Consider the following 20,583-nt stretch of genomic DNA (forward strand, 5'->3'; position numbering starts at 1 on the left):
TCGTGTCACTGTTGTGGCGAAGGGTGGGCAAGTTGGTGGAATGTGCCGAGTTGGGCTTACCCTAGTAAGTATGGAACTTCATGTTTTGCAACATCCGCTGGTGGCGCATAAGCTCACCGTATTGCGTGATAAGAATACGCCGTCCAATACTTTCCGTGAGTTGGTGTCCGAGCTGGTCATGCTGGAAGCGTACGAGGCTACCCGCAACCTTGATATTGTCGATCATCCGATCGAGACGCCGGTGGCGCCAATGGTGGGTAAGCACATTGCCGAACCGCGCCCGATGGTGGTGCCCGTGCTGCGTGCCGGCCTGGGCATGCTTGATGGCATGACCCGGCTGTTGCCGACCGCGGAGGTTGGCTTCCTGGGTATGAAGCGTGATGAAACCACGCTGGATATCATCACGTATGCGAACCGTTTGCCTGACGATTTGACCGGCCGTCAGTGCTTCCTGCTCGATCCGATGCTGGCGACGGGCGGTACGTTGGTGGCGGCCACGCATTATCTGGCAGAACGTGGCGCCAAAGATGTGACGGCAATTAACATTCTTGCGGCTCCCGAAGGCTTGGAGCGTTTGGAGCGCGAGATCGATCCGAGCATCGATTTCAAGGTTGTGGTGTGCGCGGTTGATGAGAAACTCAATGATCAGGCGTATATTGTGCCTGGTTTGGGTGATGCCGGCGACCGTTTGTACGGGGTCGTCGATTAATCCGCAGCTGCATGTTGTGAGGCGACGGTATCAGTAGCTCCATATATATGGTTTGGGCAGGCCACCGTGCTGGTGCGCCTGCCCGTTTGCGTTTGTGGCGTACGCCTGTCAGCGTGTGCATACGTTGCTGGCGTACGCACGGGGATACGCCTACCGTTCGGGAATGAACGATTCAAAGATATGCTGGTCAAACCAGTCGTCGCATTGGGCGAGCTCATCGCGGCTCCGTACCGTCCATGACACTGCGGACGCGCCCATTGCGCAGGCCAGGCGAACCGGCAAGGTATTGCCGCCTCGCCAATCGTAGGCGATGAAATCGGGGCGGGACAGCCAGTCGAACAGCAGCGTGCCTGCAGCCCATTTACGGATGTCGCTTAGTTCAAAACGCGAGGCTTCGGCAAGCTGTCCGCGGCATACTTCCGGACGGTGCTCCTTGTACCAGCGCATGGCGCCCGGATGGAAGGATTCGACCACATATGTACCGTGATAGTCGCTCAGCAGCGTGTCGGCTTTGTCCATCAGGGTTTCGCAACGTTCATCCCATCCGAATCCATCGATCTTGTATTCAATGATGAGCGGCACGCGGCCATTCACCAACGCCAGCACATCGCTGAGCAGCGGCACATGCTGGTAGTAGCCTTTCGGCGCATGGTCCGGTGTGGTTACCAGTGCTGGCATCTCCTCAGATCCCGGCAATGGTCTGGCTTTGGCGCTGCCGGGCTTGCAGGGAGAGGGAAACAGCGGTATGCGGGTGAGCTCATCGTACGTGAGATCTTCGATGCGACGCGGGTCGCCCGCCACGCGCAGGAGGTCGGCGTCATGGACGACGACAACTTGTTCGTCCACGGTGAGCTGGATGTCGAGTTCGATGCCGTATCCGGCTTCGCACGCGGCGGCAAATGAGGCCAGCGAGTTCTCCGGCGCGATCGGCCCCGTGCATTCAGGCGTGCCGTATCCGGCTTTCATGGCCATGCGTCGGGCGAGGGCCACATAGTCGCCGCTGGTTGCCGCGTATTGCACGGTGAGGCCGGAGCCCGCGTCATGCAGGCCGCGGTGGGCGTACCAGGCATCCGGTACGGCGGGAACATAGTGGCGTTGCTTGTCGCTGAAGGTGCGCGGCGCCAATGCCCATCCGGCGGCAGCCGCGGTCAGGCCTGCGCCAAGTAGTAGACGGGAAGTGGATTTCGCTGACATAGTGGTCCTTTCGTCGTCGGTGGGCGGCGTTTCATCAGCGGAACGCCACCCACCATGCAGAGGGTTGGTTTGCGTCGTGTCGACTAGTTGTTGGCGCGTGGGCGACGCTGGTGGCGTCGGATCAGATCCTCCTGGCTGTCTACCAGCGGGCGGCCTTCTTCATCGCGTGAGTGGCGTACGTAGGTGCCGTCCGGCTCCATATGCCACGAAACGGTGGAATCGGCCATCTGCAAGTCCACGTAGCGGATCAGCTCTTCGACTTGTTCTGGTGCGGTCACGCGGACCAGCGCCTCGACGCGTCGGTCGAGATTGCGGTGCATGAGGTCGGCCGAGCCGATCCACACTTCAGGACCAGCCAGTGGGCCCTCGCCGATCTGCGGACCGTCGGTGTTGGCGAACGCATAGATGCGGCTGTGCTCGAGGAAACGTCCCAGAATCGAACGGACGCGAATGTTCTCGCTTAATCCGGGGATGCCGGGCTTAAGCGCGCAAATGCCGCGTTCCACGATATCGATTTTTACACCGGCCTGGCTGGCGCGGTACAGCGCATCGATGGTTTTCTCGTCGACCACCGAATTGACTTTGATTTTAATCCAGGCTTCCTTGCCCGCGCGGGCGGCTTCTTCCTCACGGCGGATGCGCTGAATCAGACCGGTGCGCACGGTGCGCGGCGCGACCATCAGGCGGTGGAAGCTGGACTTTGGCGCGTATCCGGACAGCTGGTTGAACAGGCGTGTCAGATCCTGCCCGACCACCGGGTCACAGGTGAGCAGACCCAGGTCGGTGTAGAGACGTGCCGTCTTGGGGTTGTAGTTGCCGGTGCCGACGTGGCAGTAGCGCTTGAGACCGTCGGCTTCCTGGCGCACCACCAGCGAAAGCTTGCAGTGGGTTTTCAATCCGACGATGCCGTATACGACGTGTACGCCGGCGCGTTCGAGCTTGCGGGCCCAAGCGATGTTGGCGTCCTCGTCGAAGCGCGCCTTGATTTCCACCAAAGCGAGCACCTGCTTGCCTGCGTGGGCCGCGTCGACCAGCGCGTCGATGATGGGGGAATTCGACGATGTGCGGTACAGCGTTTGCTTGATGGCGAGCACCTTCGGATCGGCGGCGGCTTGCGCTAGGAATGCCTGTACGGAGGTGGAGAAGGAATCGTACGGATGATGCAACAGGATGTCGTGTTCGCGAATCGATGCGAAGATGTCCTGCGCTCGGCTGGATTCGACCACGGCAATCTGGCGGTTGGTGGTCGGAATAAACGGCCGGTATTTGAGATCTGGGCGGTCGATGCCTTGCAACTCAAAGAGGACGGTCATATCCAACGGAGAGGGCAGGCGATACACTTCCTCTGTCGAAACCCCGAGCTGATCGGCGAGCAGTTGGGAGAGGAAGGGCGACGTGGCATCGGAGATTTCCAAGCGGATCGGCGGCCCGAAACGCCGGCGCAGCAGTTCCTTTTCCATGGCGTTGAGGAGATTTTCGGCATCATCCTCTTCCACGTCGATGTCTTCGTTGCGGGTGACGCGGAATGAGCGGGCTTCCTTGATGATCATGCCGGGGAACAATGTTTCCAGATGCGCGATGATGAGGTTTTCCATCGTGATGAAGCCGTAGCGTTCCTCGGTGGCCTCTTCGTCGGTGAGATCGTCCACTGGCACGAGACGATTGAGGTTGTCGGGGATTTTCACGCGGGCGAAATGCGACTTGCCGGAGGTGGGGTTCTCGACGATGACCGCGAGGTTGATGGAGTTGCCGGAAATGTAGGGGAACGGGTGCGCCGGATCCACTGCCAGCGGGGTGAGCACGGGGAACACTTGCTGACGGTAGTAGCGCGAGAGCCGCTCCTGCTCGGCGGTGCTGAGTTTATCCCAGCTCAACAGCATGATGCGTTCGTCATTGAGCGCGGGGATGATGTGGTCGATGACGTAGTGCGCATGCTCGTCTTGTAGGCGATGCGCTTGTTCGCTGATGGCACGTAGTTGTTGGCGCGGGCTCAGTCCGCTGGCTGCGGTCACGGCAATGCCTGAATCGATGCGGCGTTTGAGACCGGCCACGCGCACCATGAAGAATTCGTCGAGGTTGCTGGCGAAGATGGCTGCGAAATTGGCGCGTTCGAGGATTGGCTGATCGGCGTCTTGCGCCAGTTCGAGTACGCGCTTGTTGAATTTCAACCAGCTTAATTCACGGTCGAAGAAACGGTCTTCGGGCAGGGGTTGTTCGCCGTCGTGAGGTTCGCGTTTGTCGTTTTTGTCGGTTTCCGCGATATGCTCGGCGATCTGACTGCGCAGGATTGCTCGTGAGGGTGCGTCGAATATTTGTGCCATGTTCCATACTCTAGCGGGGCTTGGCTGGAAAGAAACAGGGACATGCCAAAATTTATCGGCTGTTCACATTACTGCTGGCATTGGGCAATGTGTCTGTCGTAATCGATCGCGGGAACGTTGTTCTGATGCGGGTTGCCTTCGGTTTGTGCGACACGCCGTATGCGGGTGTCAAATGAACACAAATGCACATACAACCCGTTCGATATGCACATCATGGCGCACGCGGCGCGGAGCCGAACGTGTAATCGGACATTTTCGCTAAGAAGCGAACAATGACTGAAGCTCGGTTGCGAGGCTTGTCATATTGAGCATAATGGTAAGTACAGCAACAATTCAAGAGCAGAAGCCCACAAGAGGTGTATGGTCACGAGGACTGTTACGTTGGACGGGCATTGGAAGGACTTACCGTTGCAACGATGGTGTTGTGCAGAGATTCTGCTGATTTGCTGTTGTGAGAAAGGGCCCGCTTTGGTGGGCCCTTTCGTTGTTTTGGCCTCGTTTGACTCCCGGTTTGGCCTCATTGTTTGGCCTCATTGTTTGGCCTCTGGTCCGGCTTCTGGTTTGACTCCTGGTTCGGCCTCCTCTCGCTTGAGGTCACCCTGCTTGGCGCCTCCTATTTGAGCTCCCTCTGCTTGGTCTACGTTGTGGGCTCCCTCTGCTTGGTCTACGTTGTGGGCATCCTTTTGTGTGCGTTTACCACACTGATACGACCTGGTTGTGTGCGTTTACCACATTCTGAAGTGGAAGGTGCGTGTTTTCGACACTCGTAGCGCCCCTAGTCGGTCTCTACGAGTGTGATAAACGCACACTTCGATGCTTAGAGTTCGAAAAGGTGCAGGATTTGCCTCCTATCGGTGCGGCCTATGCACGATATTCGGAGTTCCAGGATTGATAACGCCGGGTTTCTGATTGTTGGGCTACTGGGAGACTGGACTATTGGAAGACTGGAAGACTGGATAGCAGGCTGTTGGAGCTGCTGACCCAACCAGCCACCCCAACCAACGGTCTGCTAGACTAACGGCCTGACGAGTCTTAGACTGTCAGGCCGTTAGATGTTGTGGACTGTTGGGCTTAGAAGTCCCAGTCGTCGTCGTCGGTTTCTACGGCTTTGCCCATGACGTAGGATGAGCCGGATCCGGAGAAGAAGTCGTGGTTTTCGTCGGCGTTGGGAGACAGCGAGGCGATGATGGCCGGGTTGACGTCGCAGATTTCCGCGGGGAAGAGCGCCGGGTACCCGAGGTTCATGAGCGCCTTGTTGCCGTTGTAGCGCAGGAACTTCTCCACGTCTTCGACGAGGCCGACGCCGGCGTAGAGGCTTTCGGTGTAGTTCACTTCGTTGTCGTAAAGCTCGTTGAGCAGGTCGTACGTGTAGTCGCTCATTTCCTGCTTTTCGGCTTCGCTGACGCGTTCCAATCCCTTCTGGTATTTGTAGCCGATGTAATAGCCGTGAACGGCTTCGTCACGGATGATGAGGCGGATCACGTCGGCCGTGTTGGTGAGCTTGGCGTGCGAGGAGAAGTACATGGGCAGATAGAAGCCGGAGTAGAAGAGGAAGCTTTCCAGCAGGGTGGAGGCTACCTTGCGCTTGAGGGGGTTGTCGCCTTCGTAGTAGTCGAGGACGATTTGGGCTTTCTTCTGCAAGAATTCGTTTTCTTCGCTCCATGCGAATGCTGAGTCGATTTCTTTGGTGGAGCACAGCGTGGAGAAAATGGAAGAGTAGCTTTTGGCGTGCACGGATTCCATGAACGCGATGTTGGTGTATACGGCTTCCTCATGCGGGGTGAGCGCGTCGGGGATAAGCGAGACCGCTCCGACGGTACCTTGGATGGTGTCGAGCAGGGTGAGGCCCGTGAAGACGCGCATGGTGAGCGTGTGCTCTTCTTCGCTCATGGCTTGCCAGCTGGGGATGTCGTTGGAGACGGGCACTTTTTCGGGCAGCCAGAAGTTGCCGGTGAGGCGGTCCCAGACTTCGAGGTCTTTGTCGTCTTCGAGGCGGTTCCAGTTGATGGCGCTCACGCGGTCGATGAGTTTCAACGGTTGGCGTGGGATGGAGATGGGTGACATGGTGGGTTCCTTTCCCTATGGTGGCCCTATGGTGTGCCGCCCCTTCTGGCGGTTGGGGAGGCACGGGTTGGTGTCGTATGATATGCCGACTGCGGTCGGCGTTATGCGCTGTGGGGCCGCGTGTGCGTGCGGTGTCGAAGCCGCCGCGGCATGCGCGGCCCCACGATGCGTCAGAGCATGCAGGAGACGCAGCCTTGCACTTCGGTGCCTTCCAGCGCCTGCTGGCGAATGCGGATGTAGTACAGGGTTTTGATGCCCTTGCGCCATGCGTAGATTTGGGCCTTGTTGAGGTCTCGTGTGGTGACGGTGTCCGGGAAGAACAGGGTCAGGGAGAGACCCTGGTCCACATGTTGGGTGGCTTCCGCGTAAGTGTCTACGATGGCTTGCCAGCCGATTTCGTACGCGTCCTTGAAGTATTCGAGATTGTCGTTGGTCATGTACGGCGCGGGGTAGTAGACGCGGCCGATCTTGCCTTCCTTGCGGATCTCGATCTTGGAGGCGATGGGGTGGATCGAGCTGGTGGAGTGGTTGATGTAGCTGATCGATCCGGTGGGTGGTACGGCCTGCAAGTTCTGATTGTAAATGCCGTCCTTGATGATGGCGTCACGCAGCGCGGCCCAGTCGTCGATGGTGGGGATATGCACGCCGTACTGCTTGAAGAGTGCGCGTACGCGTTCGGTACGCGGTTCGAGGCAGCGGCGTCCGTCGGTGTACTTGTCGAAGTAGTTGCCTTCCCCGGCCGGCTTGGCGTAGTCGGAGGTGGGGAAGCTACGGAATGCGGCGCCGCGTTCGACGGCCAGCTCGTGCGAAGCGTGATAGCAGTGGTAGGCCACGGTCATGAAGTACATGTCGGTGAAGTCAAGTGCTTCTTCGGAACCGTACTGGATGCCTTCGCGGGCGAGGAAGCCGTGCAGGTTCATTTGGCCCAGGCCGATGGCGTGGCCTTCGTCGTTGCCGCGGCGAATGGAGGGCACACAGTCCATGCTGGTGTGTTCGGCGACGGAGGTGAGCGCGCGGATTGCGGTTTCCACCGTTGCGGCGAGGTCGCCGTCCATGGCTTTGGCGATGTTGAGCGAACCAAGGTTGCAGGAGATGTCTCGGCCTACGTGCGCGTAGCTGAGGTCGGTGTTGAATGCGTTGGGTTCTTGCACCTGCAGGATTTCCGAGCACAGGTTGCTCATGGTGATGCGTCCCTCGATGGGGTTGGCGCGGTTCACGGTGTCTTCGAAGAGGATGTAGGGGTAGCCGGATTCAAATTGGATTTCGGCTAGGGTCATGAAGAATTCACGCGCGTCGATATAGGTCTTGCGAATGCGCTCGTCTGCCACCATCTCTTCGTAGTGTTCGCTGACGGATACGTCCGCGAAAGGCTTGCCGTAGACGCGCTCGACATCGTAGGGGCTGAACAGCGCCATGGGTGCTTTCTTTTTGGCGAGTTCAAAGGTGATGTCGGGGATGACGACGCCGAGGGCCAGTGACTTGATACGGATTTTCTCGTCGGCGTTTTCGCGCTTGGTGTCCAGGAATCGCAGAATATCGGGGTGGTGGGCGTTGAGGTAGACGGCACCAGCACCTTGGCGGGCGCCCAGCTGGTTGGCGTAGGAGAAGGAGTCCTCGAGCAACTTCATGACGGGGATGATGCCGCTGGACTGGTTCTCGATGCGCTTGATGGGGGCGCCGAGCTCACGCAGGTTGCTCAGCAGCAGGGCCACGCCGCCGCCGCGCTTGGAGAGCTGCAGGGCTGCGTTGATGCCGCGGGAGATGGACTCCATGTTATCTTCAATGCGCACGAGGAAGCAGCTGACAGGTTCGCCGCGTTGTGCCTTGCCGAGGTTAAGGAAGGTAGGCGTTGCGGGCTGGAATCGCCCGGCGATGATTTCGTCGGCGTAACGTAGGGCTTCGGCTTCGTTGCCGGCGGCCAGTTCGAGCGCTACGGCTGCGCTGCGCTGGGGGAAGTCTTCTAAGTATTCCTTGCCATCGAAGCTTTTGAGCGCGTAGGAGGTGTAGAACTTGAATGCGCCGAGGAAGGTGCTGAATTCAAAGCCGCTGGACTCAACGTGCTGGTAGAAGGAGTCGAGGAATTCGGCGCTGTACTGTTCGAAGACGGCCGGGTTGTAGTAGTGGTTGTCGATGAGATAACGCAGTCGTTCGGCGGTGGTGTCGAAGTGACGCGTGTTGGCGGCGATGTGTCCGGTGACGTATTCGCGTTCTGCGGCCTTGTCTTTGTCGAACTGAATCTTGCCGTCCGCATCGTAGAGGTTCAGCATGGCGTTGAGCGCATGGTAGTCGTGGGCCGGATCGTAGGTTTCCGGTTCGCTGGTGCGGTCGAGATGCAAAGCGGTGTTGCTGGTGATGTCCATGACCTGTCCTTGTTGGCTGTCGTTCTTGGTTGTGATGTTGTGTTCGCGTTGTCCGGCCGCGCCTGGGTGCAATTACAGTGCCGGTTTACGGCGTCGGCTCATGGTGTGGGCGGATTGTTGTGGAAGAAGTCCACAATGCCGCGGCGCACGGTTGCCACGTCTTCGGGGGTGCCCATGAGTTCGAAGGTGTAGAGCACGGGTACGGCGCATTTGGAGGCGATGAGATCGCCGGCCGCGCAGTAAGCCTCTCCGAAGTTGGTGTTTCCTGATGCGATGACGCCGCGGATCCATGTTCGGTTGCGCGGGTCGTTCAGGAAGCGTTTGACTTGCTGGGGGATGGCTTTGTGGATGTCGCCGCCGCCGTATGTTGGCACGATGATGACGTATGGTTCGCGCACGTTGAGCTCGGGGTCTGCCGGGCGCAACGGCACGCGGTATACGTTGATGCCTTCCTCATGCAGGCGGCAGTTGGCGATGAAGCGCGAGGTGTTTTCGGAAGCCGAGGAAAAGTACACCACCGCGCCAACGGTGGTGCCTTGTGCTCGATATTCCGGCTCGCTGGTCTGCGTCGCTTCGCTAGCCTGAACTGCCTCGCTGGCTTGCGTCGCTTCGCCCGTGCAAGCGGCTTGCTCTTGCTCGCTCACACGAGTACCTGCTGTTCGGCGAGCTGCTTGATGAGGTCGGGACGATATCCGCTCCATGAAGCGTCCGGAGTGATGACAACCGGAGCTTGGCGGAACCCAGCTTCCTGGAGCTGCTCCAGGGTGGAGGGGTTCTCGGAGAGGTCGACAACTTCAAATTCCACGCCCTGCTTGGTGAGCTGACGCTTGGTGGCGTCGCACTGCGGGCAATGTGGCTTGGTGAACACGGTGACAGTCATCCAGAACCTCCGTTTGACAACACAATCTGTGGTTAATTCGCATGTGATTACAGATAGATTATGCCAGAGGGCTAACACTGTTTGTAGTAGCGTGTCGAGCGTGTCGGCACTAGATATAGTGTTTTTTCCTTTTGGGAAAGCGATTTTTGTTGAAGTACCGCCAGTTGTTGATATAGCGTGATTCATGTCACATTGTCGTGGCCGTGTTTTGCAGGGATAAGGGTGTACTTTACGGGCGTTCGACGTCCGTCGGCCTGGGTGATTGGGCATTGGGGAGAAAGGTGTCCACCGGAAGCGTAGCGCGTCTCGATTGGGTCTGTATGGCGCGTACAATGGAACAGATTCATCTGAGAAGATGTGTCCGGCGTATGGGCAACATGTCGGAGACGTGGGGCATGTCGATGTTGTTCGGCATGGCTTCTCTGATGGAGCCGATGAGTGAGAGCCGGAGATGAGGAGGTGGCGCACGGTGACCTTGCATGATAAGCCGGGGGAGAAGGCCAGGGGACGCGCTATTCGGGCTTTGGAACAGTTGAGCGTCAAGCGTCAAAAGCAGTTGAACCGTGTGTTGTATTGGCGTTTCGCGCTGAATGCTGCGTTGTTGTGTTGCGATGTGGCGATGTTTTTGGTTGGGGGTACCACGGTGTTGTTGGCGCAACGGCATATGGAACTTGCCGGAGTGCCCGGGTACGACGGATTTTTTAGCCCCACTGCGTATCTGTTGCTCGGCGGGCTTGTGTGGGCTATGGCGTTGCGCCGCTGCGGCTTGTATCACCGGCATGTGTTGGGTGATGGCTTTGAGATTGCTCCTATCGTGATCAAGGCTGCTGTGGGTGGTTGGGTATTGCTGTGCGCCATTAACTTTGTGTTTTCGGTGTACGTGCCGTTAGAGTCTGTGACATGGATGGCGCTGGTGGGCTGTGTGCTCACGCTGGCCGAACGTTCCGTGGTGCGGGCGTTTGTTACGCGTGACCGGCACAATGGCAATTTCCAGTATTCGGTGGTGTTGGTCGGTTCGGTGCAGGGTATGTCGCGCACGCTGCAGTTTTTGCGTGGCAAGAAGCAGTTGAGTTATAAGCCGGTGGCGTTGTGTCCCATCGTGCTTGATGAGGCATCGGGCAATGTGCGGCAGGCTGCGTTGGGCGAACAGGATTTGCAACTGTTGCGTGAGGCTTGGCCGGAGCGCGAACTGCCGGTGTTGGAGTATAGCCATCGTTTGGCGGAACGCACGGTTGATTTGCAAGCGCAGACGGTGATGGTTTCGGATGTGTTGCGGCGCGACTCTGATGCGTTCGCGGCATTTTCCATTGGGCTGGAGTCGGTTGGCTTGGAAATTGCGCTGATGACGTCCGCGGCGGATGTGGCCGGACACCAGTTGAGTGTGCGCAATATTCAGGGGTCAAGCATATTGACTATTAGCTTGGCGCAGTATGGCGTGACCACAAGTGTGGTGAAACGTGTTCTAGATTTTATTGGCTCACTTGTATTGATTGCATTGTCCTCTCCCATTATGGTTGCTACCGCCGTTGCCATCAAGCTTGATGATGGGGGGGCAGTATTCTATCGTCAACAGCGTGTGGGCCGTCGTGGTGAGCCGTTCTCGATGATTAAATTCCGGTCCATGCGCGTTGATGCTGATGCGTTGAAAGCGCAGTTGGCCAAGGAGTATGGTCAGGAGGGTCGTTTTATCTTCAAGTTGAAGGACGATCCGCGCGTCACCCGTGTGGGGAAGTTTATTCGTCGGTGGTCTATCGATGAGCTTCCGCAGTTTTTTAACGTGCTGCAGGGGCAGATGAGTTTAGTGGGGCCGCGTCCGCCGCTTCCTGAAGAGGTGGCCCAATATGGTGTGGTGTATTCAACCAGACTCTTGGTTAAACCGGGAATCACGGGTCCGTGGCAGGTCTCCGGGCGTTCTGATTTGAGCGAAGAGGAATCTCAGCAATTGGATGTTGCATACGTGCAGAATTGGTCTATTTTAGGCGATCTTGTGCTGATTTTCCGCACGGTTGGTGCAGTGCTCAAGCACACCGGTGCTTACTAAACGCGTTGTCTTTATGTCGTTTTGTGCTGTCTTGCTTAGTGCAAGAGGGTTTACGCGAGTTGGGGTGTAACTTCGCGCTTTTGCTTGTGTCACGTCTGAGCCGTCCTGGTAGCGGGACAAGCGTACCCCGCGCCCCAAGGGCAATAATTGTGATATTTCAGTTTGCGGAAACCGTCGGCCACCGATTCTCCCAAATTATTGTTCACCCAATTCAGATCAACGACGCGAGCGGCGCAATACGTAGTAATTTGGCGGGCGCCTAATAGACGAAACATAGCGGCGGCAGATTGCACGGTTGCGCCAGTTACCCACGAATCGTCCACCAGCAATACGTGTGATAAGTCTAGGACGGTCGGATCTTCTGCAATCGTAAATCTGTCGGGATCAAGGTTGCGGCGTTTCTTCTCGTCTTGTGCCGCGAGACGAACCATGGGAATGGTAAGCTCGCGCATGATGGGAGCCACGATGTGCTCAAGCACGCTGGGATGTCCGTAATTTTTGCTTGATTGCGTTGAAGGAATAACTGTCCAACATGTAGGAAGACTTCCCGTTGTCTTGCGCATGCACTCAGCATGCACGTATAGCGCATCAAATGCCAAAAACTGTATGCACTTTTGGAAAGTGGATCGTTGTGGAAGTTCGCGATCTTTATACCCGCTCATCACGCGGTACATTTGCTCACCCTCGTATGCGTAACAGCCGAAGCAGACCCTGTCGGATAAGTGGACGCCCTCGGGCGCAAGCATCCATCGACTCTTCTCTAGTGCGGCGCACGCCGAGCAATATTGGAAATATTCAGATTTTGGCCCTGCGCATATGGGGCATATGTGCAGGTAGTGGGAGCGATGCACGTTCACGCTTCGCGCATAACCGCCCATAATCTCTCGCTTGACCTTGAGAAAAGCGCGGATCCATGAAGCGTCATTCTGGTTCATGCGAACGCCATCCTCGATTCGAGCATTCCGGCGACAAGGCTATCCGCATACTGTTCCAAATTCAAGATATAGTCAACTACTTTGCTGGCTTCTTGTACGTCGTTGACCACGTGTACGCCTGGATTGCCGACCAGTGCGCGTGCCCATTGAGCATTCTCTACCACCATCTGGTAAAGAATTACTGGACGTCCGTGCCTTTGCGCCTGGCGTGCTTGTATGCGAGTGCCGGAATATTCTCCGGCGTCCGCAATGATTGTCGCTGCGCCGTACCCAGACATTAATGCGTTGCGCATCGGGAATGACTGTTTGGTGGGCGGGGCACCGGGGAAAAACTGAGACAACACCAGACCTCGACGCGCGATAGTCTCTTGCAAAGCACGATTTTCTGGAGGATAGTGCACGTCAATACCCGTGCCGATAAAGGCGACTGTCCGGCCGCCGCGTTCAAGAGCGGTTTCATGGGCGAACGTATCAATGCCTTTTGCCAAGCCGGCAATCACCGTTAGTCCGCGGTCAACCAGCATACGGGCACATTCCACTGCGAAACGAGCGCCTTCTGGCGAACACTTGCGCGACCCTACCACGCTCACGCCGACATCGTCGCTACGGACTTCTCCATCGGCAAACAAGAACGGTGGAACATCAACGGTCAAACGAAGCCGCTCCGGGAAACGGTCATCGAACACCGATATATAATCAAAACCCGAATCCTGCCAACGTTCCAATTGGTCGGCTGCGTCATCCTTTGCTTGGAGCAACGCTTGTTTGCGGGGTGACTCATCGCCGGAAATGTCATCATCAAACAAGGCGTCTTGAACGGCATTGACATGGTTGTCTTCGTGCTGCAGCACGGTGAATAACGGATGATTGGCCGGATCTATTCTGTGCAGCAGCAAACGTTCTGCGCTTCCCTCCATAACACAGTCATTCGCGATGGATGTCCAAGTATTGGGTTTTTGACATGTGCGAAGCAATGCGAGCAGTGCGGCATTTTCGCGAAACAACTCTTCCCCACTCATGCCATCACCTGTTTCTTATTAACTTGTTCAGCGGTTCAACGTAAGGATTTTCCATATAAATGCGTTTGACCATATCTACAAGCACAGTATACAGCCTCAATCACCATAATAGTCAGGGTCAAGGCGCTACAGGCGAAAAACAGTGACTGGCTCGCCGCTATGCCTGCAATGCGGCTAGTGGTACGACGTTGACGCCGTCTGGCCGTTGGTAGGCTAGTTGGAAAGTGCCGACGATAACGCATTTGCATTGTGGGACGGGTTGTTCGGCTTTGACCATTTTGGCCTCGAGCCGGTTCAATGAGTTGGCTGCCGCGTCGATTTTGTCTGGGCTGAGTTTGATTTCAAACGCGCTCCAAGAACCGTTTGGCAGTTCCACGATAGCGTCGGTTTCCAAGTTGGTGTTATCGAGATAATGGCGTACTTTGCCGAGTGTCCCCTTTCCTTGATTTTTCAACTTTTTTGGAGGGTAACCTTGAAAAGGCAAGTGGTTGACCTTCGCCATCAGCCATGCCGCTTCCGTTTTCGACAAGACCGTGCATTCGCCGCGGTTTTATGGCCTTGGATTGGACACCTTCGGGCGAAGGTGTGTGTTTCCAACACTCTTGCCGGACCGCCCAGGCCTGACCGGGTCTCCTCAACCGATCCCTGTCCCCGCCTAGGCCTGACCGGCCAACTCCCGCCCCCAGCCGGGCCGTCCAGTGAAAAAGGTGTGTGTTTCCGACATCGGTGGAGCCGCAACCCCTACCCCCTCTACGCTCCAATCCCAAAGGTGTGTGTTTGTACCACTCTTACGGCGAGTTTCGGGATTCCAGGAGTGTGGTAAACACGCACCTTCCGGCCGAGAGTGTCGAAAACACACACAAAATAACGCCCGCCAGTGGTGGGAACACACCTTCCAAACGAGGGGCATCCGCAGCGGCCCGCCAGTGGTGGGAACACACCTTCCAAACGAGGGGCATCCGCAGCGGCCCGCCAGTGGTGGGAACACACCTTCCAAACGAGGGGCATCCGCAGCGGCCCGCCAATGGTGGAAACACATCTTCCGAGCAGGACCACCCCGGAGGCGCTACACCTAGCGAGTCCGCGTACCCGCAAAACCGAGCTCCGGAAACACCCCAGTCGCCCAGCCTCGTGCAAAGGTGCGTGTTTCCATCACTATTAGGATCTCAATCTCACGCCCTTTCAGGCCCGCGACCAAAGGGGTGTGTTTGCACCATCGGTAAGGCCACAATCCCACGCCTATCCCGTCCCCGAGTCCAAAAGTGTGTGTTTGCAACACTGGTAGGATCCAAGTCCTAGGTCTTTCCCGGCCCAGAATCCGAAGGTGTGTGTTTACACCATCCGCACAGACGGTCTCGGGATTCCAGGAGTGTAGGAAACACGCACCTTTCACCCTAGAGTGTGGTAAAGGCACACAAAAGAACGCTCGCCAATGGTGCAAACACGCACTTTTCAAGCGGGGGGGGGCGAACGAAGTTACCGGTGAGATAGTGGCACGCCCGCCAAACGGGAATGTGGGCGGGGTGTTGGTCAGATGGTGGAGGAGGGGCGATACCGGCGACAACGTGGGCGGAGCGTTGGTGGAGAGGATGGAGGCGGTGGACGTGATGCTGGTGTGGAGGGCGGGGCGTTGGTGGAGAGGGCCGGGCGTTGGTGGAGAGGGTGGAGGCGTTGGGCGTGATGCTGGTGTGGAGGGCGGTGCTAGTGCGGGCGGCGAGGTTGGAGGCGGCCGTGCGGGCGAGGTTGGAGGCGGCGATGTGGGCGGCGGCCTGAGCGGGGCGTCTCCGGGGATGCCCGTGAAGGTGCTAGGCGGTTTTGTGGCGTTCTCCCTTGCGCGGTTGTCGTGCGCAGGGTGTGAAGCGCTGGAAAATATGACGCTATGAGAGTTTGGGGGGAGGCAATGCGACAGGTAGACTGGAAGTCGTTTGTTGACATGATGGTATGAACCTGAGCGGAGTGTGCGGTATGACGCAGGAGTTTGACGGCGAGGAAGAGCGGTTCTCGTTGATGGCGAACGAGTCGGCTGGTGCTACGGCTCCGGAGTCCGCATCCGCGTCTGGGGTGTCCGGTGCCATGGGTGCTATGAGTTCCGCGGGTGTCTCCGCAATCGTGGGCGATGCCGCTGGTGCCGCCGATGCTGCTGGCACTACAGATGCCGCTGGCACTACAGATGCTGCTGGCACTACTGGTACTGCTGCTATCGCTGGCACTACCGGTGCTGTCGGTGCTGCTGGCACTGGTGTCGGCAACACTACAAGCGCCACTGCCGCAACCACTGCCGGTAGTGTCGCTGGCGCCGCGCAGCCTTCGGCACCCGTACAGTATGAAATGCTTACGCAGCCGGAGAATCCTTCCACGTCTGGAGCTTCCACGTCTGGATCATCCACACCGGGAGCGCCCACCCTCGGAGCGTCCGCATCCGAGCCTCCTGCCCCTCCGACTGCTGGTGCTCGTCGTCGTATGAGTCCGCAGCATATTCGTCGTTTGCGTCGTCGTCGCCGTCGTCGCCGCGTGCTGTTGGTGGTGGGTGTGCTGTTGGTGGCGGTGATTGCCGCTGGCGCGTGGTTTATGGTGTCGGCGTTGAAGGTGAAGTCGGAAATGCAGCAGGCGGTGGCTTCGGCTTCTGTGGTGCAGAAGGTGGTGACATCGGGCGATAGTGTCTCGGCGGAGAGTGAGCTGGCAGCGTTCACACAGCATGTGAATGCGGCGTATGGCGAGACGAGCTCCATTTTGTGGACGGTGGCGGAGCACGCGCCGGTGGTTGGCGGTGATATTGCGGCGGTGCGGACCACGGTGTCTGCGTTGTCGGCGGTGACGAATCAGGCGTTGCCGAATATACAAGAGGCGATGAAGCATATTTCGGTGGAGAGTTTTGGCGTGCATGATGGCACGATTTCGCTGCCGGGCATTGAGCAGGTGCAGAAGCCTTTGAATACTGCGGATGATTTGATTTCTCAAGCGAACCGCACCGTGCAAGGGATTTTGGATACGCGTATCGAAGCGGTGTCGCATGCGGTGGATCAGGCGAAGAAGGCGTTCTCCACGTTGGCGGAGCAGGTGCATAATGTGAATGTGTTTGTGCAGGTGGCGCCTTCCATGCTGGGGTTGGATGGGCAGTCGCACACGTATTTGATTTTGGCGCAGAATAATGCGGAAGTGCGCCCGTCTGGTGGCATGCCGGGTTCGTGGGGCACGGTTACGGTCGCCAACGGGAAGGTCACGCTGAATGAGTTTGTGTCTGAGGGCACGATGCCGTGGTTGGATCAGCCGATTGTGGAGTTGACGGCTGGGGAGCGTGCGCTGTTTTCGGATAAGTTGGGGCGTATTCCGCAGGATGTGAATTTCACGCCTGATTTTCCGCGTACGGGTGAGATCGCCAAGGCCATGTGGGCGAACACGTATCAGACGCAGGTGGATGGTGTGATCGCGATTGATCCGATTTTCCTGCAGGATATGTTGGCGATTACTGGCGGCGTGACTATGCCGGATGGGGTGGTGCTGGATGGGTCCACTACCGCACAGTTCTTGTTGCACGACGTGTATTCGCGGTATGCGGTGAGCGAGCAGGATGCGTATTTTTCGGCGGCTGCTGCGGCAGCATTCCACCATATTATGGAACGGTCAGCTGATGCGAAGTCGTATATGAGTGCGTTGAGCAAAGCGGTGAGTGGCGGTCACGTGATGGTGTGGAGCGCCGACGAGCAGATGCAGAAGCTACTGGTTGATACGCCGGTGAGTGGCGCGTTGCAGACATCGCAAGCCAAGCCGCAGATTGGCGTGTATTTCTCGGACCAAACACAGTCGAAGATGGACTGGTATTTGCGGCGTGATGTGAACGTGACGTTCGATAAGACGGCGTCGAATGGTGCGCAGCAGTATACGGTGGATATTACGTTGACGAATTTGATGACCCCGCAAGAGGTGGCTACCACACCGCAGTATGTGTTGGGTGATCAAGTGGATGGCGTGGTGAACGGGCAGGTGAAAACCCAATTGTATGTGTATGCGCCTTCGGGCGGCAGCCTGGTGGATTGGACGTTCTCCGACGGGTCGTCCTTCGACGGGTTCACCGTGCACGATGGCTTCACCGTTGGCGTGAAAAGCACGCTGCTGGACCCGGGAGCCTCCTTGCACATTACCGTGCATGTGCAGGCTGCCCCCGGAGTCACCGCGCCAGCCACCCTACGCCAAACCCCGCTTATTCCCGGACGCTCAACAGAGGAGGAGTGATTGACATGATTCGTGTTGCGCAGGTTATGGGACACATGGTGGGTGGCGGTGTTGAAGCCACGATTATGAACCACTACCGTCATATAGATCGTGATCGGGTGCAGTTCGACTTCATTGTTGATGCTGATTCCACGGCAGTGCCGCGCGAGGAAATCGAAGCGCTTGGCGGGCGGGTGTTTACCGTCCCGGCTTACAAGCATATGCCGCAGTATCTGAAGGCTTGCGAGCAAGTTTTTCGTGAGGAAAAGCCTGATATCGTGCATTCGAATTTGAATGCGTTGAGTGTGTTTCCGTTGTTGGCGGCGCGCAGGGCTGGCGTTCCGATCCGTATTGCGCATAGCCACAGCACATCACACCCTGGAGAGGGAGCAAAAACATTGATGAAGACGGCGTTGAGACCGTTTTCGAAAGTGAATGCCACGCATTATGCGGCGTGCTCCCGCGTTGCTGCTGAATGGTTGTTTGGCAAGCGTGTGGTGAGCGAAGGGCGAGTGCATTACATTCATAATGCGATTGACCTGGGTAAGTTCGCCTTCAATCAGGAAACGCGTCGGCGCAAACGTGCCGAACTCGGTGTGACGGAAGACACATTGCTCATCGGGCAAGTAGGACGGCTGTGTTTCCAGAAGAATCAGATGTTTACGTTGGATGTGTTCGCGCAAGTATTGCACGGCGGTGTCCGAGCGAAGCTCGTGTTTGCTGGCGGTGGTGAGCTGCGTGGCGATCTAGAACGCAAAGCAAACGAACTGGGAATAGCCTCAAACGTAACCTTCCTCGGTGTTCGCAATGATGTAGCTGAACTGTATCAGGCATTTGATGTGGTGTCATTCCCCTCCACGTATGAGGGTTTCGGTATGGCTGCGCTTGAAGCACAAGCAGCAGGATGCCCGGTTGTGGCTTCCGAATTTGTACCAGATGAAGTGTGCGTGGTTAAGGCTCTTTTTGCGAAAGTTCCGCTTGGGGATTGTCGTCAGTGGGCCTCCGCCATGATGTCTTTGCGAAATGAACGAGATACTGATGCGCATATTGTTGCGCAAATACGCGAGTGCGGATATGACGTTGCGGATAGCGCTGCGAATTTGTGCACATGGTACATACGTTTGAAGGGTGAGAGGTGAGTTGTTGTATGATCAAGCGTATTGCAATAATCACTTCGGGATACTTGCCGGTTCCGGATACTCGTGGTGGTGCTGTAGAAGCATTGGACACCGCGCTTATTAATGAAAATGAGTTGCGTCATACTTATGATTTCGTTATCTTTTCGGTTCAGGATGCTGAAGCACGAGCTCGCGTCGAGGTAATGAAACATTCCGAAGGGGTATACATCAATATTCCGTGGTTTGTTCGTATTATGGATTCTGCCATTTATGGTTTTGCTAAATACGTGATGAGGAAGCGCAAATTAATGTCGTACCGGTACATTGCTCAACGGCTATGGTATATACGTCAGGTAGCAAAGCATTTGCGAGATGAACATTTCGACGCGGTGATGATTGAGAATCATGCCACGCTGTTTATGACGATGAAGCTTTATGGCAATGCCAAAAAGTATGACGGAAAAGTCTATTACCACTTGCATAACGAGGTTCCCCAACTTTTTGGATGTCGGGAAGAGATACGATCTGTTAAGAAAGTCCTGGGTGTGTCGGATTTTATTGTTCGGACCTTGGAATCTTCGGTTGGTCCGTTACGCCCTGATCAGAAGGCTGTATGGCGCAATTGCGTAGATGTGGAATCTTTCCGCAGTGAGAATGCCTTGGCAAAAGGGCGGGAGCTCAGAAACCGATATGGCATATCGGACGATGACGTAGTCTTCTTGTTCTCGGGGCGGTTGACCGAGGAGAAAGGGGTGGAGCCTCTACTGAGAGCTTTTGCGCGGCTTTCTGATCTGCCGCAGGCAAAGCTTGTCATAGCGGGGGCGTACTTCTTCAATTCGGGCATTGCATCGCCGTTCGAAGAGCGGTTACATGCCTTAGCCGAGTCGCTTGGGGATAGGGTTATTTTTACTGGTTTTATTCCGCATGATGACATGCCGGGAGTCTATGCCATGAGTGATGTATGTTGTATGCCATCGCTGTGGGATGATCCCGCACCCCTAGCCGTCATAGAGGCAATGGCCGCCGGAAAACCGTTAATCACCACATATTCTGGTGGAATTCCTGAATATGTGAATGAGCAGTGCGCTGTACTGCTACGAAGAGACGAGAAGCTTGAGCAGAATTTGAAGGACGCTATGTCGAACCTGGCGTGCGACTCGAACCGTAAAATTGGTATGGGGCAGGCTGGGAATGATATAGTCGATGAACTTGACTATCCTCATTATCTGTCCGACATGGCAAATTATTTAAGATAATGATTGATTATTGGTAGATTCTCATGGGTACTGGCTTGAGTGCGGTATGAAAGATGATGGTCTTCTTTCTTTTGTACATTTTGACGAGGCTCTCAGAACTTTAGATCTCAGTGCTGTTTACTGCACTTTAAGTATTTATGTGCGCGGAACTCGGAGTCTGTATCTGATGAGAGTGGGGTGTGGGGACGCTATTACTGTACTTAAGTGCATAGTGACCGAAACAATTTATAATTTTAACGAATATAGAGAATCGCCATGCGTGGGTATAATTAGGCGATAGAATTGTAGCTTTTGTACGAATGGTTTCGCTTATGGTTTCTTTATCGTTTGCGTTGTTTTTGTTGCTAGTGCTTTTTTGTGTTTTTAGCGTTGTGACTTCGGCAAGGGGACTTCATCTATCGAGTACCACTCGGAATGTGGTGGGTTTCATAGGGTGCGGGTTAGTTTTGGTTTTATCCGCTGTCATTTATCATCAAA

General features: G+C 56.3%; 15 protein-coding genes. 6 read left to right on the forward strand and 9 right to left on the reverse strand.

The features are described 5' to 3' along the window. Nucleotides 1-70: 70 nt before the first annotated feature. Entirely contained in the window at nucleotides 71-709 is a 639-nt protein-coding gene (upp, locus tag AC1AWK_RS06560) for a uracil phosphoribosyltransferase (protein WP_476569144.1), read from the forward strand. Between the two features lie 150 nt (nucleotides 710-859). Here the strand turns inward: upp and AC1AWK_RS06565 are convergent, their stop codons facing one another. The 6 genes from AC1AWK_RS06565 to nrdH form a co-directional block, all read right to left on the reverse strand. Next, nucleotides 860-1,903, reverse strand: coding sequence for a glycerophosphodiester phosphodiesterase family protein (locus AC1AWK_RS06565; protein ID WP_476569145.1), 1,044 nt, complete (start codon nucleotides 1,901-1,903; stop codon nucleotides 860-862). 83 nt (nucleotides 1,904-1,986) lie between these two features. Continuing rightward, complete coding sequence (locus AC1AWK_RS06570) at nucleotides 1,987-4,224, reverse strand: RNA degradosome polyphosphate kinase (protein ID WP_476569147.1); 2,238 nt, start codon at nucleotides 4,222-4,224, stop codon at nucleotides 1,987-1,989. 1,071 nt (nucleotides 4,225-5,295) lie between these two features. Continuing rightward, the gene (nrdF, locus tag AC1AWK_RS06575) at nucleotides 5,296-6,288 is read right to left on the reverse strand and encodes a class 1b ribonucleoside-diphosphate reductase subunit beta (RefSeq protein ID WP_476569149.1); all 993 of its coding nucleotides are present in this window, start codon (nucleotides 6,286-6,288) and stop codon (nucleotides 5,296-5,298) included. Nucleotides 6,289-6,458: 170 nt separating this feature from the next. Then, complete coding sequence (nrdE, locus tag AC1AWK_RS06580; RefSeq protein WP_476569151.1) at nucleotides 6,459-8,648, reverse strand: class 1b ribonucleoside-diphosphate reductase subunit alpha; 2,190 nt, start codon at nucleotides 8,646-8,648, stop codon at nucleotides 6,459-6,461. 98 nt (nucleotides 8,649-8,746) lie between these two features. Then, the gene (gene nrdI / locus AC1AWK_RS06585; RefSeq protein ID WP_476569153.1) at nucleotides 8,747-9,292 is read right to left on the reverse strand and encodes a class Ib ribonucleoside-diphosphate reductase assembly flavoprotein NrdI; all 546 of its coding nucleotides are present in this window, start codon (nucleotides 9,290-9,292) and stop codon (nucleotides 8,747-8,749) included. Next, the gene (gene nrdH / locus AC1AWK_RS06590; RefSeq protein WP_476569155.1) at nucleotides 9,289-9,528 is read right to left on the reverse strand and encodes a glutaredoxin-like protein NrdH; all 240 of its coding nucleotides are present in this window, start codon (nucleotides 9,526-9,528) and stop codon (nucleotides 9,289-9,291) included. Before nrdH ends, nrdI begins: the two co-directional genes overlap by 4 nt. A 469-nt stretch (nucleotides 9,529-9,997) precedes the next feature. Between nrdH and AC1AWK_RS06595 the strand changes: the two genes are divergently transcribed. Continuing rightward, entirely contained in the window at nucleotides 9,998-11,569 is a 1,572-nt protein-coding gene (locus tag AC1AWK_RS06595) for a sugar transferase (RefSeq protein ID WP_476569157.1), read from the forward strand. A gap of 89 nt (nucleotides 11,570-11,658) precedes the next feature. Here AC1AWK_RS06595 and AC1AWK_RS06600 read toward each other — a convergent pair whose 3' ends face one another. From AC1AWK_RS06600 to AC1AWK_RS06610, 3 genes are all read right to left on the reverse strand, one after another. Next, a complete protein-coding gene (locus tag AC1AWK_RS06600; protein WP_476569158.1) occupies nucleotides 11,659-12,504 on the reverse strand; it encodes a phosphoribosyltransferase in 846 nt (281 codons plus the stop codon). Further along, complete coding sequence (locus tag AC1AWK_RS06605) at nucleotides 12,501-13,523, reverse strand: DNA-processing protein DprA (protein WP_476569160.1); 1,023 nt, start codon at nucleotides 13,521-13,523, stop codon at nucleotides 12,501-12,503. Before AC1AWK_RS06605 ends, AC1AWK_RS06600 begins: the two co-directional genes overlap by 4 nt. Before the next feature lie 157 nt (nucleotides 13,524-13,680). Beyond that, complete coding sequence (locus AC1AWK_RS06610) at nucleotides 13,681-14,052, reverse strand: hypothetical protein (protein WP_476569161.1); 372 nt, start codon at nucleotides 14,050-14,052, stop codon at nucleotides 13,681-13,683. Nucleotides 14,053-15,088: 1,036 nt separating this feature from the next. Between AC1AWK_RS06610 and AC1AWK_RS06615 the strand changes: the two genes are divergently transcribed. The 4 genes from AC1AWK_RS06615 to AC1AWK_RS06630 are packed head-to-tail and all read left to right on the forward strand — an operon-like array spanning nucleotide 15,089 to nucleotide 20,106. Further along, entirely contained in the window at nucleotides 15,089-15,406 is a 318-nt protein-coding gene (locus AC1AWK_RS06615) for a hypothetical protein (protein ID WP_476569163.1), read from the forward strand. 58 nt (nucleotides 15,407-15,464) lie between these two features. Next, on the forward strand, nucleotides 15,465-17,753 hold the full coding sequence (locus tag AC1AWK_RS06620; RefSeq protein ID WP_476569165.1) for a DUF4012 domain-containing protein: 2,289 nt from the start codon (nucleotides 15,465-15,467) through the stop codon (nucleotides 17,751-17,753). Between the two features lie 5 nt (nucleotides 17,754-17,758). Next, nucleotides 17,759-18,871, forward strand: a complete 1,113-nt coding sequence (locus tag AC1AWK_RS06625; protein WP_476569167.1) for a glycosyltransferase family 1 protein — start codon at nucleotides 17,759-17,761, stop codon at nucleotides 18,869-18,871. Nucleotides 18,872-18,879: 8 nt separating this feature from the next. Beyond that, nucleotides 18,880-20,106, forward strand: coding sequence for a glycosyltransferase family 4 protein (locus AC1AWK_RS06630; protein WP_476569169.1), 1,227 nt, complete (start codon nucleotides 18,880-18,882; stop codon nucleotides 20,104-20,106). Nucleotides 20,107-20,583 lie beyond the last annotated feature (477 nt).

It is taken from the genome of Bifidobacterium sp. LH_491, from assembly GCF_056356495.1.